This window comes from Bacteroides faecichinchillae JCM 17102 (assembly GCF_000614145.1).
GTDB classification, from domain to species: Bacteria; Bacteroidota; Bacteroidia; order Bacteroidales; family Bacteroidaceae; genus Bacteroides; species Bacteroides faecichinchillae.
This window is the reverse complement of the sequence record NZ_BAKK01000027.1, coordinates 1-14,608: the sequence shown is the minus strand read 5'-3', so window position 1 is coordinate 14,608 and position 14,608 is coordinate 1. Positions and strand designations below refer to the sequence as shown.

The 14,608-nt window shown below is 41.3% G+C and carries 17 protein-coding genes and 1 pseudogene; 7 read left to right on the top strand and 11 right to left on the bottom strand.

Annotated elements, in window-relative coordinates:
- Positions 1 to 57 precede the first annotated feature (57 nt).
- Both JCM17102_RS13615 and metK read right to left on the bottom strand, forming a co-directional pair.
- A complete protein-coding gene (locus JCM17102_RS13615; protein ID WP_025075531.1) occupies positions 58 to 645 on the bottom strand; it encodes an LOG family protein in 588 nt (195 codons plus the stop codon).
- Positions 646 to 771: 126 nt separating this feature from the next.
- On the bottom strand, positions 772 to 2,064 hold the full coding sequence (gene metK / locus JCM17102_RS13610) for a methionine adenosyltransferase (protein ID WP_025075530.1): 1,293 nt from the start codon (positions 2,062 to 2,064) through the stop codon (positions 772 to 774).
- A 275-nt stretch (positions 2,065 to 2,339) separates the two neighbouring features.
- Between metK and JCM17102_RS32240 the strand changes: the two genes are divergently transcribed.
- Entirely contained in the window at positions 2,340 to 2,528 is a 189-nt protein-coding gene (locus tag JCM17102_RS32240) for a hypothetical protein (RefSeq protein ID WP_025075529.1), read from the top strand.
- Between the two features lie 103 nt (positions 2,529 to 2,631).
- Here the strand turns inward: JCM17102_RS32240 and folK are convergent, their stop codons facing one another.
- The 9 genes and pseudogenes from folK to miaB all read right to left on the bottom strand — a co-directional run bounded on the left by folK (position 2,632) and on the right by miaB (position 9,705).
- Positions 2,632 to 3,108: a 2-amino-4-hydroxy-6-hydroxymethyldihydropteridine diphosphokinase gene (gene folK, locus JCM17102_RS13600; RefSeq protein ID WP_025075528.1), complete on the bottom strand. Its 477-nt coding sequence runs from the start codon at positions 3,106 to 3,108 to the stop codon at positions 2,632 to 2,634.
- 6 nt (positions 3,109 to 3,114) lie between these two features.
- Complete coding sequence (locus JCM17102_RS13595) at positions 3,115 to 3,471, bottom strand: hypothetical protein (protein WP_025075527.1); 357 nt, start codon at positions 3,469 to 3,471, stop codon at positions 3,115 to 3,117.
- A 10-nt stretch (positions 3,472 to 3,481) separates the two neighbouring features.
- Positions 3,482 to 4,540, bottom strand: a complete 1,059-nt coding sequence (queA, locus tag JCM17102_RS13590; protein ID WP_025075526.1) for a tRNA preQ1(34) S-adenosylmethionine ribosyltransferase-isomerase QueA — start codon at positions 4,538 to 4,540, stop codon at positions 3,482 to 3,484.
- 17 nt (positions 4,541 to 4,557) lie between these two features.
- Entirely contained in the window at positions 4,558 to 5,280 is a 723-nt protein-coding gene (gene truB, locus JCM17102_RS13585) for a tRNA pseudouridine(55) synthase TruB (RefSeq protein WP_025075525.1), read from the bottom strand.
- Positions 5,280 to 6,071, bottom strand: a complete 792-nt coding sequence (locus JCM17102_RS13580) for an undecaprenyl-diphosphate phosphatase (protein ID WP_025075524.1) — start codon at positions 6,069 to 6,071, stop codon at positions 5,280 to 5,282. Before JCM17102_RS13580 ends, truB begins: the two co-directional genes overlap by 1 nt.
- Positions 6,068 to 6,343: a DUF3098 domain-containing protein gene (locus tag JCM17102_RS13575; protein WP_025075523.1), complete on the bottom strand. Its 276-nt coding sequence runs from the start codon at positions 6,341 to 6,343 to the stop codon at positions 6,068 to 6,070. Before JCM17102_RS13575 ends, JCM17102_RS13580 begins: the two co-directional genes overlap by 4 nt.
- A 71-nt stretch (positions 6,344 to 6,414) precedes the next feature.
- A pseudogene (locus JCM17102_RS27650) lies at positions 6,415 to 7,295 on the bottom strand (cell division protein FtsX).
- Between the two features lie 3 nt (positions 7,296 to 7,298).
- Entirely contained in the window at positions 7,299 to 8,198 is a 900-nt protein-coding gene (locus JCM17102_RS13565) for a methyltransferase domain-containing protein (protein ID WP_025075522.1), read from the bottom strand.
- 136 nt (positions 8,199 to 8,334) lie between these two features.
- A complete protein-coding gene (gene miaB, locus JCM17102_RS13560) occupies positions 8,335 to 9,705 on the bottom strand; it encodes a tRNA (N6-isopentenyl adenosine(37)-C2)-methylthiotransferase MiaB (RefSeq protein ID WP_025075521.1) in 1,371 nt (456 codons plus the stop codon).
- Between the two features lie 276 nt (positions 9,706 to 9,981).
- Here miaB and JCM17102_RS13555 point away from each other — a divergent pair, with 276 nt between their 5' ends.
- From JCM17102_RS13555 to JCM17102_RS13530, 6 genes are all read left to right on the top strand, one after another.
- The gene (locus JCM17102_RS13555) at positions 9,982 to 10,434 is read left to right on the top strand and encodes a DUF4252 domain-containing protein (protein ID WP_025075520.1); all 453 of its coding nucleotides are present in this window, start codon (positions 9,982 to 9,984) and stop codon (positions 10,432 to 10,434) included.
- Positions 10,424 to 10,936 (top strand): GFO_1088 family ECF-type sigma factor, encoded by a 513-nt coding sequence (locus tag JCM17102_RS13550; RefSeq protein WP_025075519.1) that lies wholly within the window; start codon positions 10,424 to 10,426, stop codon positions 10,934 to 10,936. The genes JCM17102_RS13555 and JCM17102_RS13550 overlap by 11 nt, the downstream gene beginning before the upstream one ends.
- The gene (locus tag JCM17102_RS13545; RefSeq protein ID WP_025075518.1) at positions 10,929 to 11,351 is read left to right on the top strand and encodes a hypothetical protein; all 423 of its coding nucleotides are present in this window, start codon (positions 10,929 to 10,931) and stop codon (positions 11,349 to 11,351) included. Before JCM17102_RS13550 ends, JCM17102_RS13545 begins: the two co-directional genes overlap by 8 nt.
- A gap of 1 nt (position 11,352) precedes the next feature.
- Complete coding sequence (locus JCM17102_RS13540) at positions 11,353 to 11,820, top strand: DUF4252 domain-containing protein (protein ID WP_025075517.1); 468 nt, start codon at positions 11,353 to 11,355, stop codon at positions 11,818 to 11,820.
- A gap of 389 nt (positions 11,821 to 12,209) precedes the next feature.
- Positions 12,210 to 12,659, top strand: coding sequence for a hypothetical protein (locus JCM17102_RS13535; RefSeq protein WP_025075516.1), 450 nt, complete (start codon positions 12,210 to 12,212; stop codon positions 12,657 to 12,659).
- Between the two features lie 57 nt (positions 12,660 to 12,716).
- Positions 12,717 to 14,216 carry a butyryl-CoA:acetate CoA transferase gene (locus JCM17102_RS13530; RefSeq protein ID WP_025075515.1) on the top strand — a complete coding sequence of 500 codons (1,500 nt, stop codon included), beginning with the start codon at positions 12,717 to 12,719 and terminating at the stop codon, positions 14,214 to 14,216.
- The last annotated feature ends 392 nt before the right edge of the window (positions 14,217 to 14,608 follow it).

Below are 14,608 nucleotides of genomic sequence, written 5' to 3'. Positions count from 1 at the left end.
GCGAATCATTCGGTGATTGCGCAAGGGTATCTGTAAAATATATGAGTGCTCCGGGTCTCATATCGCAGCAAATTTACGAATAGAGATATCCCAGACAGGTGTAGTATAAAGCAATTCAACAGCTTCCTCAGGCGTGTTAGCTACCTTCCAGATATCACCATGCTGACGACGCATGAAGTTTTCATCAATGGCTCTACCAAGCATATTGAGTAAAGGATCATAAAAGCCATTGACGTTCAGAATCACCACCGGATTGAGGTATAAGCCAAGCTGCTTCCAGGTAATTACTTCAAGCAACTCTTCCAGCGTCCCACAACCTCCGGGCAAGGCAATGACCGCATCACTCAGGTCTGCCATCTTCTGCTTACGTTCATGCATGGAAGTTACTTCGATCAATTCCGTTAGCCCCGTATGCTGCCAGTTCTGCTCTACCATAAAATGAGGAATGACACCAGTCACTTCTCCGCCATCACTGAGCACTGCATCGGCTACAGAACGCATTAGACCGATACTTCCCGCACCATTGACCAAACGGATATGATGTTCGGCAAGCAAACGTCCAAGTTGTTCGGCTGCTTCGAAATATACAGGATCTATCTTTGTACTGGAGGCGCTGTACACGCATACGGAATGTATCTGATTCATCACTACTTACGGGTTTACGGTTGTGGATGCAAAATTAGGAAAAAATAATAAAGGTCGCCCCCTCGTGACTGCAAAAATCATACGCAGACCGAAAACGGACGACCTTTCTATAAGGTTACTTCCAGCTTACAGACCGAAAGCTGCTTTTATCTTATCTACGTAGTCAAGTTTCTCCCACGTAAACAGTTCCACTTCCACTGTCTTGTTACCTTCATAACGAGAATGGAAAGTTTTCGACACTATCTGAGGCTCACGTCCCATATGACCATATGCAGCTGTTTCCTGATAAATCGGATTACGAAGTTTCAGACGTTCTTCAATCGCTTTCGGGCGAAGGTCGAACAGTTGGTCGATAACGCGAGCTATTTCACCGTCGCTCATGCTTACATGGGCACGTCCGTAGGTATTTACATAGATATTGATCGGGCGAGCAACTCCAATAGCATAAGAAACCTGTACCAGCATTTCGTCTGCCACACCTGCTGCAACCATATTCTTTGCAATATGGCGAGCTGCATAAGCTGCGCTGCGATCTACCTTGCTAGGATCTTTTCCGGAGAAGGCTCCACCACCGTGAGCACCTTTGCCACCATAAGTATCCACAATAATCTTGCGTCCTGTTAAACCGGTATCTCCATGCGGTCCACCAATCACAAACTTACCGGTCGGATTTACATGATAGACTATACGGTCATTGAACAGTGCCAATACTTTATCATGATGAATAGAAGCAATGACACGCGGCATAAGTATCTCGATCACATCCTTGCGGATAATTTCCAGCATTTCTTCGTCAGCTTGCAGTTGAGCAGCGTCAGTATTATCAGCAGGCTGGATAAAGTCATCGTGTTGCGTAGAAACTACAATCGTATCAATACGGACAGGAGCTCCGTTATCATCATACTCAATCGTAACCTGGCTTTTGGCGTCCGGACGAAGATAGGTCATCACCTTGCCTTCACGACGGATATCAGCCAGCACTTGTAGAATACGATGTGCCAGATCAAGTGAAAGCGGCATATAGTTTTCCGTTTCATTGGTTGCATAGCCAAACATCATTCCCTGATCGCCTGCACCCTGTTCCATCGGATCCTGACGTTCTACACCACGATTGATATCGGGACTCTGCTCATGAATGGCAGAAAGCACACCGCAAGAGTTACTTTCGAACATATACTCTCCTTTGGTATAACCGATTTTCTTAATTACTTCACGTGCGATAAGTTGAAGATCAACGTACGCTTTTGTTTTCACCTCACCCGCTAGTACCACTTGTCCGGTAGTTACCAGTGTTTCGCAAGCTACTTTCGAACTGGGGTCGTAAGCCAACAGTTTGTCAAGTACGGCATCCGATATTTGATCGGCTACCTTGTCGGGGTGTCCTTCTGACACCGATTCGGATGTAAATAAGTATCCCATCTTCTTATAAATTAAGAATTAAAACTAGAAAATGATCAATGAATGAGTAGGAAGGGTGAGTGCTGCAAGAACCAGCCGGAAGGGCATCAACAAGTTATGTTTTAGCATTTTTTTCCGTGGTTGCAAGCTACTCAAATCTGTCCACACTTTCATTTCGAGCACAAAGATAAGTATTATTCGAATATTCTTTTTATCTTTGGGCAATGTTTAACATATAAATATTCGTTTTATAGAACGTAAGTATGTTAGGTACGCCTTCAAAATTAAATCACTCAATGGTCATTAATAAGAAATTAAAAACAATATTTGTTCTGGCACTCTATGTGGGGTTTACCATAGCAATCTATGCAATTGTCTGTCATTTTATGGACATCGAATTTGAAGATATTCATTTGCTATATGCAACTTTGATTGGATGTATAGCATATATGCCACGCTTCATTGTGGAGAAGAAAAGAAAATAATCAATTGATAATCAACATATAAGAAACCTATTAGTGGATATATAGATACAGCAGGGTAGGTATATATGCCCAGCATAATGAATATATAGATCCTGCAAAAGCTTTATAAATCGCTTAAAATCTTCTTCATTGTCTTTCTCAAAACAGGATGTATCAGGTCAGGTGCAATTTCTGCTAAAGGGCGCATCACAAAGTCACGCTTCGCCATTAAAGGATGAGGGAGATTTAACTCAGCACCTGAAGGAGACTGAGCAGATAAAACCAAATCATCATAAAGCAATAAGTCTATATCGATCACCCGATCACTATACGTTCCATTAACCGATTTATGGATACGTCCCAAATCACATTCTATCCCTTGCGTTTTCTGTAATACCTCCAATGGGGATAACGCTGTATCCACACACAAGGCAGCATTCAAAAAACTATTATCAGAAGTAAACCCCCAAGGGGCAGTTACATAAAAAGCAGACAGGGAAATCACTTTCCCTATCTGCTCTTCTATTTTTTGTACGGCAATCCGGAGATTCTGTTCCTTATCTCCCAGGTTTGTACCGAGTCCCAGATATACTTTCGACATCGCAAACTACTTCTTTCCGGCAGGAAATGCTTTAATAGCATACTCTTTATCCATAGGAACAAAGAATTCTACTTTACCGCACTGAGGACAAACATACAAATGAAACGCCTCACGATTCTGAAACAGTTCGAAGAAGTTTCCAAAGAAACCGGTATTCATACCCTCATGAAACTCATATTTGCCGGAATATTCCATTTTGATATGACAACGTAAACAATCTATCGGCCGTTCTCCATGATCGACCAGCTGCCCAGAAATTTCTGCTATATCCAATACTCGACCGTCCGGAAAGCTATAGTTACAACTCCAGCAGATATCGAAGTTATCTTCTACTTCTTCATGACATTTCGGACATATCTTCATAAAGCTCCGTTTATTTATCCAGAATCAACATTGCATCTCCATAAGTACCGAAACGGTAACCTTCTTTCAATGCTACATGATAGGCATCCATCACCTGGTCATAACCACCGAAAGCAGCCACAATCATCAGCAAAGTAGAAAGAGGCATATGGAAATTAGAAATCATCGAATTTGCTACCGTAAAGTCATATGGTGGGAAGATGAATTTATTCGTCCAGCCTTCAAACTCTTTCAGGTGTCCGTCTGTGCTGACTGCACTTTCTATGGCACGCATCACAGTAGTACCTACCGCACATACACTCTTACCATTATCTTTAGCACTATTCACCATATTCACCGCTTTTTCATCAACAAGCATCTGTTCGGAATCCATCTTATGCTTTGTCAAATCCTCTACATCAATATCACGGAAGTTGCCTAATCCGGCATGTAATGTGATATAAGCAAAATCAATGCCTTTAATTTCCAGACGCTTCAACAACTCACGACTAAAGTGTAAACTGGCAGTCGGAGCAGTTACCGCACCTTCGTTTTTAGCAAAGATAGACTGGAAACGTTCCGCATCTTCCGGCTCTACAGGACGATTGATGATAGAATGGGGCAGGGGAGTTTCACCCAACGCATACAATGCCTTCTTAAACTCATCATGAGGTCCGTCATAAAGGAAACGAAGCGTACGGCCACGTGAAGTTGTATTATCAATTACTTCGGCAACCATAGAATCATCCTCGCCAAAGTATAACTTATTACCGATACGAATCTTACGCGCAGGATCTACCAATACATCCCACAAACGAAGTTCTTCATTCAACTCACGTAACAAGAATACTTCGATACGAGCACCTGTTTTCTCCTTGTTACCATACAAGCGGGCAGGAAATACCTTTGTATCGTTGAATATAAATACGTCCTTATCATCAAAGTAGTTCAGAACATCCTTGAACATCTTGTGTTCAATTTCACCAGTACGACGGTGCAACACCATCAAGCGCGACTCATCTCTATACTTCGTAGGATGCAAAGCGATCTTATCCTCGGGTAACTTAAATTTGAATTGTGATAGTTTCATATCTATTCTTTATTACGTTAATTATTATCTTCTTCATTTTCTATTTCTTGCTGGTCAATCCACTCCTTAAAGTGTTCCGGATCCAGACAATCTTCCAACCGAGCATCGCCGACACGAGTACGAATCAATCCTGTCAGATGGGCTCCGCTCTGAAGCGCTTCGCCAATATCACGTGCCAAAGCACGAATATAGGTTCCTTTACTGCATACAACACGAATCCGGATCATCGGTTCAGGAGTATCCAACCGGCACTCCAGCAACTCTATTTCGTCAATCACCAATTGCTTCGGTTTCAACTCTACATCTTCGCCTTTACGTGCTAATTCGTAAGCCCGTTTACCCTCCACCATACAGGCAGAAAAGGCTGGGGGAACTTGTTCGATAGCACCGATAAAGTGCGTCAATACTTCTTCTACCTTTTCCCTTGTGATATGTTCTGTAGGGTAGGTAACGTCTATCTCATGTTCCAAATCATAGGATGGAGTAGTAGCGCCCAACCGAAGTGTGGCGACATACTCTTTCGTATGATATTGAAACTCTTCAATCCGTTTTGTAGCCTTACCAGTACAGATAATCATCACTCCTGTTGCGAGAGGATCAAGCGTTCCGGCATGACCGACTTTTAATTTTTTCATACCTATGCGGCGGCAAATATGGTAACGGACATGACCGACTACCTTAAATGAAGTCCAGCCGAGAGGTTTATTGAAAAACAGTACTTCTCCTTTTTTAAAATTCATCAGCTCAGTATAATCGTCACCAATCCTGCAATTGCGCAATAAATAGCAAAATAGATCAGCTTTCCTTTCTTCACAATATTAATCATCCATTTACATGCCAAACAGCCGGCAACAAAAGCAGCTAAAAATCCTATTACCAATGATAACGTAGGAATATCTCCCATCACTGATTCTCCCTTTGCCATCTTAATGCCATCAAGCACTGCTTCTCCCAAAATAGGGGGAATTACCATCAGAAAAGAGAACTGTGCTAACTTCGCCTTATTATCACCCAATAAAAGTCCGGTAGCAATAGTAGAACCCGAACGTGACAATCCCGGCATGACTGCACAGGCCTGTGCCAAACCGATAATAAACGCATCTTTCATCGAGATCTTGTCTTTCTGACGTGGTTTATAATAGTAAGAGAACGTCAATAGAACGGCTGTCAGCAACAGCATACAGCCCACAATCAACAATCCCGAACCAAATATATCTTCTACATAATCTTTAAAGAACACGCCTACAATTCCTATTGGAATCATTGAAATTATTATATTAATCACATAGCGGGTTTCTTCATTCATCTGAAACTTGAATAGTCCGCGGAAAATCCAATCGATCTCTTTCCACAATATAACCAGCGTACTACATACCGTAGCCACATGTACGGCAATTGTAAACGCCAGATTGTCCTCTCCCTCTATTCCAAACAATGCCGATCCGATAGCCAAATGTCCACTACTACTTACAGGCAAATATTCAGTCAATCCCTGAACCAATCCAAGGATCAATGCTTCTAACCAACTCATTGTACTTCTTTATTAATATCAGTCGTGTTGTTATAATCAGTTTGATTCGTTTTCGGTTTGCGTAGTACAGCGTAAATCATCCATAAAAAACCAAACAAGCAAACTGCAGGTGCCACTTTGATTCTACGTACACTAAAAATATCCGGTTCAAAAGCCGTTTCGGACGACGAAGGTCCTGTCATCAATAGAAATCCGATAATAACAACCGCCATCCCTATTGCCAGTAAGATAAAGTTTACCTTATCAAAAGCAAATTTCTGCTTGTCAGCCATAGTTTTATTTAATTATTAATTAAAAATCCAAGAATCAACTATTATAAATCCCCCTTAACATTACAACTATATCAAATATAGTATAACGTATTTGCTTTCATCCTCAAGTATTTATTGATAGAAATGTAAGCGCACAGCCAGGTAATCACTATTCCAAACACCAGCACACTTCCGCATACAATCAACATCACCTCAGGAGTAATGACTTGAATCAACTCCCGTTCATACGTCACTGCCCAATAAGCAGCACCCATCAATATTGTATCAGCTATCACTGCTGCAAACACCCCACTCCACACATTTTTCCGAAGGAACGGACGCCGGATAAATCCCCAACTGGCTCCCACCAACTTCATTGTATGAATCAGGAAACGCTTGGAATAAATCGCAAGCTTGATCGTATTGTTTATCAATGCAAAAGAAATAAATGTCAGTACCACCGCGAGCGCCAACAACACAAGCTGATATTCCGAATATTCTCATTGACAGCGTCAATCAGTTCTTTCCGGTATAACACATCCTGTATGTTAGAATTCTTTTTGATTATCTTCTCAATTTTCGCAATGCTATCCGAGTTTGCATAATCAGAGTGAAGTTTTATTTCGAGAGAAGCCGTAAAAGGATTATATCCAAGAAACTCTTCCGGATCAGTTCCCATGGCTTCGGTCTGTTCTTTCAAAGCCTGTTTCTTGGATATATATTCGGATTCCTTCACAAAAGCTTCTTTATTCAACTTCTTCTGAAGTTTCAGAATATCTACCTCCTTCATATCATCGCTAATCAGAACAGAAAAGCTAATATTTTCGCGTACATATACAGAAAGATTATGCGCTGCCAGCACAAAAAACACAACCAATCCCAGCAACAACAATACTAGTGTCGTACTGATACTCGACGTGATAAACTGCATGTCGAAAAGTGAGGTCGGTTTATGTCTGTTCTTATTTCTCATGCGTTATCTTTTTTTCCGGAATACATAAATCATAGAACTACTACGTTCTTTACGTCCCATTGCACTGAGCCAAGCAATGCTTCCTACATACATACCTTTCAGGAAGCTGAAAGAATTACCACGATGTTTTTCACTCAGCATGGATACATAGAATCCATCAAACGGCATCGGATGACGGGCTGCCATAATAAAGCCATGACGGGAAGCCAACTTCTGAATAGTAGTAGGAGTAAAGTGCCAAAGATGACGAGGAACATCATAAGCCGCCCAATCCTCTTTATAATGCTCTGCATCATAAGAAGAACAATTAGGTACTGCCACAATCAACAAACCTTTTTCAGTCAGCAACTCACGAAGCAACTCCCATGTTTCATTAAGTGACTCCAAATGCTCCATCACATGCCAGAGTGTAATTACATCGAAGCTGCCCGACTCAAACTCTTTCAAAGCCGACTCCGGCTTTACTTCCAAGCCGAAATGTTCTAATGCAAAAGCACGTGCCTGCGGACTCTTTTCCACCGCTTCCACTTGCCATCCGCGACGCAACATGGTATCTGCAAAATAACCGGTCCCTGTTCCGATATCGAGCAGACGCCCCGTTTTACGATATGCTTCTTTTACTACCAGACGCGCTTTACGGCCCAGCATATAAGAACGTACATAGTGATAAACAGAATTCATTGCGCCTTTGCGCGTATCAGTATGAGATATGTAATCGGGAGTTTCATAATACTTGCCAATTTCTGCTTCCACCGGAACATCTTGCGTGAATGTAAATCCGCAATCTTCACACGAATACAGTTCAAACTGTTCGCCCGAAGCATAAGAATCCGTGCAAGTCATGACACCTTTCAAGTGCGTACTACCACACAACGGACAAGCATTTATAGTGAGTTTCTCCATTAATTCTGCACAAAATTAAGTGTTGCCCTCCAATCAAAAGACAACACTATACCCTAATTTGGTGCAAAGAAACAAATAAAAAGTGACGTAATAACCTTTCTTTAAGGACTTTTAATAGAAAGAAGGAGGGATAAGTCTATAACACTTCTTCTCCCTTTAGCGTTGCTGAACTCGCTTCCATGATACGCACATTCACAAAATCACCGACACGATGTGTTCCTCTATCAAACACAACCACCCGATTCTGCTCTGTACGCCCAAAAAGTTGATCTCTCGAACGCTTGGATACCCCCTCTATCAACACTTCATAGGTTTTACCGACACACCGCTGGTTAGCCTCTGCCGACAGACGATTTTGCAAAGCAATGATTTCGTTCAGGCGACGAACTTTCACATCTTCCGGCACATTATCTTCAAGATGTTTGGAAGCATACGTACCCGGACGTTCGGAATATTTAAACATAAAAGCAGCATCATATCCACATTCTTCCATCAGAGAAAGAGATAATTGATGATCTTCTTCCGTTTCAGAATGAAAACCGGAGAAAATATCAGTAGTCAGTCCACATTCGGGAATGACACGTTTGATAGCAGCTACCCGCTCTAAATACCATTCACGAGTATATTTACGATTCATCAGTTTTAAGATACGAGAACTTCCGCTCTGTACCGGCAAATGGATATGTTTGCAAACATTCGGCATTTGAGCAATTACTTCCAACGTTTCATCACTCATATCCTTCGGATGAGAAGTTGTGAAACGAACACGTACTCCTGGAGCGGCTTCGGCTACAGTACGGAGCAACATCGGAAATGTTACCACTTCCCCAGAGGTTTTCTCAAAACGATAGGAGTTTACGTTTTGTCCCAGCAAAGTAACTTCTTTATAACCTTTCGATATCAGATCGGCTACTTCATTCAAGATACTTTCCACATCACGACTACGTTCACGCCCGCGTGTATAAGGCACAATACAATATGTACAAAAATTATTGCACCCGCGCATGATAGAAACAAAGCCTGAAATATGATTTCCACAAATCCGGGAAGGAATCACATCGCGGTAGGTTTCGGTAGTGGAAAGTTCCACATTAATCGCTTTCTCGCCGGCTTCCACAGCTGCAATCAAATCAGGAAGTGTCAGATAAGCGTCCGGACCTACTACCAGGTCTACATGATGATTCGTTATCAAATCATCCTTTACACGTTCTGCCATACAACCTAATACTCCCACAATCAGATGTTTCTTCTTTTTCTTCAGTGAATGGAAAAACTCTAGGCGGTTAAGAATCTTCTGCTCCGCATTGTCACGGATAGAGCAAGTGTTCATAAACACTGCATCAGCTTCCTCAAGCGTATCGGCCACCGAATAACCCGCCATTTTCATTACGGAGGCTATCACCTCACTGTCGGCTACATTCATCTGGCAGCCATAAGTTTCGATGAACAACTTCTTGTTGTCATCAGCAGTTGCGGATTTAAAGTCCGCTCCCGTTAGTTCATTCATACGTTATTCTTGTTAAATTCGTCTGCAAAGATACGGCTTCGCTTTCAATTCATCGTAAAAATGAACTGAAATTCAAGGTAGACAGGTTAAAATTCATCGAAAAGCGGAGCAAGAAAACAAAATTTGTTTTTCTTAGAAAGAGGATCACTCATATTTTTTCATTTATTTTGTAACAAACCCTTTCCTTATCTCGTCTCCCTATTGAAAGTCCCTCAAAAAGCGCGCAAACGAAGGGCTATCGAAAAAATGAAATATTAACATAAAATACTGAGTACAATGAAAAAAATACTTGTGATAGCTATAATCGCTCTTATTGCCCAATTGAGTTACGGACAACAGAAGGTGGAGCAGTTATTCAATAACTTCCGGACAGAGAGTGACATTACTTCTGTCAATATGGATACCATAGCAACGAAGCTTGCTTTATTCAAAAAGTCAATGGGAGTGGAAGGCATAGAAATTCTAAGATTCAATGACTGTGAACAGAATGTGAAGGAACGTCTGGACACCGCAATCAAGAACCTGAAAGATCCGGCATACGAAACAATGATCAAGTCCAACAAGAATAACAGTCGTACGAGAATCTTAGTCAAAATAGAGGAGAACAAGATTCGGGAACTAGTGATTCTCACAACCGGAGATGATTATGCACTCATTCGCCTCAAAGGAAATATGGATCCTCGACATATGGGAAAGTTTATCAATGACCATAAAGACGATGGACGTTGAGATATTCAAAAAACGGTTTCTCCCGTTTCACCCTAAGCTCTATCGGATTGCTTACGCTTTAGTAGAGAACCAGGCAGATGCAGAAGATATCCTTCAAGAAGCATACTGCAAGTTGTGGAACAAACGGGAGGAACTGGAAGGTATCTTGAACCCGGAAGCATTTTCGGTAACACTGGTCAAGAATCTCTGCCTGGATTTTCTTCGCTCACCAAGAGCACGACACGATGAAGGGGAGGAATCATTAGAAAGGATTGTGATTGCAACCGATTCGTCACCGGAGAAAGAGCAGGAGGAAAAAGATGATATCCGGTATGTGCAAAAGTTAATCGAACTGCTGCCTAATAATCAGCGACAAGTACTCCGTCTATACAGCATGGAAGACTATTCCTACGAGGAGATTGAGCAACTAACAGGACTAAGTACCGCGAACATACGAACCTTGCTCTTTCGGGCAAGGAAATTTATTCGAGAGAAATTTGATAAATCAAACAGTTATGGATGAGAAGAAAATAGAAGAATTAATAAACAAAGCATTACGGGAGAAATCATCTCTACCGGATGGGCTATCGGAAAGGCTGGAACAGAAGATTGATCTTCTGGCGAAGGAAGAAATGCAAGTCGGCAGGGCAAGTAATACCGGTAAGCGATTCTCACCTAAACGACGATTATGCTATTGGGCGGGAGGAATAGCTGCCACCCTACTCGGTGCCGTACTGTTTGTCTTTTCTGAAACAAATAGTACTGAAACATCTCTGACCGATACATATACTGACCCGCAAGAAGCAGCAATCGTTGCTCAAAATGCATTGGCTATGATGTCGGCAAACTTGAACAAGGGACTTACCAAAGTCAATAAAACCAGTGAAGAAATTTATAAGGTGAATAAAATATTAAATAAACAATTAAACAATGAATAATATGACCAAGAGATATTTATATACCCTAGTATTGCTGTTTTGCGCAAATCTTTGTTTTGCCCAGCATACGTTGTTCGACAAATATGCCGACAAAGATAATGTGACCTCTATCTTCATCACGAAAAAAATGTTCCAGATGATGCCTTCTGTCAGTACTCCGGGATTGAACTTAGAGAATATGAAAGGCAAAATAGAATCCCTCCATATCCTCACCTCTGAAGACAAAAGGATAAAGGAAAGTATGAAGAAAGATTTTACTGCCCTGATGAAGAAGGATTATGAAGAACTGATGCGGATAAAAGACGAAAATGCAAAAGTAAATTTCTATATCAAACAGAAAGGGAATCTTATCAGCGAAATGGTTATGATAGCAGATTCGACAGAGGATGATTTTACGGTCATGCGCCTATTGGGCAGTTTCACACTTAAAGAGATGCAGGAAATTACGAAGACACCCCAAAAAAAGTAGAGATTTTAGAAGCTAATTGTACGAATCAGTAAAATCCGATATCTAAAATGATGATTATACCTTTAAGGATATAGTATATAAGTATCGTACAAAGAATTATTAGTCTCTTCTACTTTATTTGCCCCCAATAAGGCAAAAAATTGTATATTAAGGGATAGAATTGTAATTAATGTTAATAGAATAAACATTTCCCAACTTATTTCTTGGTAATTTTAATTTTATTTTTCACTTTTGTGCAATGAAAGAAACATTAGATTTTTTCATAGTTAAGGTTTAGGTTAAAAAAATTAAGGGGAGCTGTGAAGCTGCCCTTTTTTCATACCAAAAAGTTAGCCTGAATCAGATATTATATTTACCTTTGGCGGACAACTATTTAGAAATGCAACATTATGGAAGATATTTTTAAGTTTCTCTTGCTAGCAGGTGTTATTATTGTAGGAATAGTCAAATCGTTGAAAAAAGCAGTTGATAATACAGAAGATAAACGTTCTGTCTCCCCTACGCAACCCACTGTCGAAACTGTTCCGGATGCTGTTCCCTTGCCTGAGGCGTGGGGCAAAATATTCTCACCCAAAGATATCTTCCAATCGGCAACAACTCCGAAGGAATCTACTTCTCCTTCACAAAAACCAAAGAACCAGAAAAAGCATGTCGCCCGGTTTGGTTCCGAAAATAACACTGTACAACAGAATACCGAATCTCAATCGAGTCACCCGCATATTTCTTCATCTATCGTTTCTCAGGAACTCTCAGAAAACGAAGAAGACTTTACTATCCACTCCATAGAAGAAGCACGACGTGCTATCATTTGGGGAGAAATCATGCAACGTAAGTATTAATGAGAAAGTAAGAACCTATAAAAGAAAATTGTAATCTAACACGAATTTATACTATTTATGTCATTCAATCTTATTTCAGCAGCAGAAGCTGCAAGCCTGATCAAACATGGCTACAACATCGGTTTGAGCGGATTTACTCCTGCAGGAACCGCTAAGGCTGTTACAGCCGAACTTGCAAAAATAGCTGAGGCAGAGCACGCAAAAGGTAATCCTTTTCAAGTTGGTATATTCACAGGAGCTTCCACAGGAGAATCATGTGACGGAGTGATGGCACGCGCCAAAGCAATTCGTTACCGAGCTCCTTACACAACGAATTCCGACTTCCGCAAAGCTGTAAACAACGGAGAGATTGCTTACAACGATATCCATTTGTCGCAAATGGCACAAGAGGTACGCTACGGTTTCATGGGCAAAGTAAATGTTGCCATCATCGAAGCTTGCGAACTGACTCCGGACGGTAAGATTTACCTGACTGCTGCCGGTGGCATTTCTCCTACTATTTGTCGTCTGGCAGACCAAATTATCGTTGAGTTGAACAGCGCACATAGCAAAGCTGGTATGGGATTGCACGACGTATACGAACCTCTGGACCCGCCTTACCGCCGTGAAATTCCTATCTACAAACCAAGTGACCGTATCGGATTACCTTATATTCAGGTAGACCCCAAAAAGCTTATTGGTGTGGTAGAAACAAATAAGCCAGACGAAGCACGTTCTTTTGCTGCTGCCGACCCATTGACTGATAAAATCGGTCAAAATGTTGCCGACTTCCTTGCTGCTGATATGAAACGTGGAATTATTCCTGCAAGTTTCCTTCCTTTGCAATCAGGAGTTGGAAATATCGCTAATGCTGTACTCGGTGCGTTGGGACGTGACAAAACAATTCCTCCGTTCGAAATGTACACTGAAGTGATCCAGAACTCTGTAATCGGTTTGATTCGCGAAGGACGTATCAAGTTTGGTAGTGCTTGTTCTTTAACTGTTACCAATGACTGCCTGGAAGGTGTTTACAATGATATGGATTTCTTCCGCGACAAATTGGTTCTCCGTCCTTCGGAAATCTCCAATAGTCCTGAAGTGGTTCGTCGCCTTGGCATTATTTCTATCAATACTGCTATTGAAGTAGACCTTTACGGTAATGTGAATTCTACTCATATCGGAGGAACGAAGATGATGAATGGTATTGGCGGCTCGGGAGACTTTACACGGAATGCTTATATTTCGATCTTCACCTGTCCGTCAGTTGCGAAGGAAGGAAAGATTAGTGCAATTGTTCCGATGGTTTCTCACCAGGATCACAGCGAGCATTCTGTAAATATTGTTATCACTGAACAAGGCGTTGCCGACCTGCGCGGAAAGAGCCCGAAAGAACGTGCACAAGCTATCATCGAAAACTGTGCACATCCTGACTACAAACAATTGCTGTGGGATTATCTCAAACTGGCAGGAGACAAAGCGCAGACTCCACATGCTATTCAAGCAGCATTGGGTATGCATGCCGAACTTGCCAAGAGTGGTGATATGAAGAATACAGATTGGGCCGCTTATAGCAAATAATTATAAAGTATAATCACATACGTGATTACCGGAAGGTGACTAGGAACGAAGAAACTACTTCTTAGCACCTTCTTTTTTATGTCCAAACGGAGTAAATATAAAAACGTAAACATATAGAGACAAATAATTGTACTTTTCACATTTTTGAACTATTGCATGCCACCTCCCTATCGCGACATCATACTGTCTCGTCCCATAATCAATACTAGCCGATTCCATCCTTCTAATCCAACTCCTTACTATTATACTTGTAAGACTGAACATTATTCGTAGAAATAAAGGTACTTCCGAAAGGATAACATGCATTTGTCTTCTCCACATTACCATCCTTGTCTGCCACAACCCTTACATTCCCCTGATGATCCTTCAAATAGAAATGGAACTTCTTATCA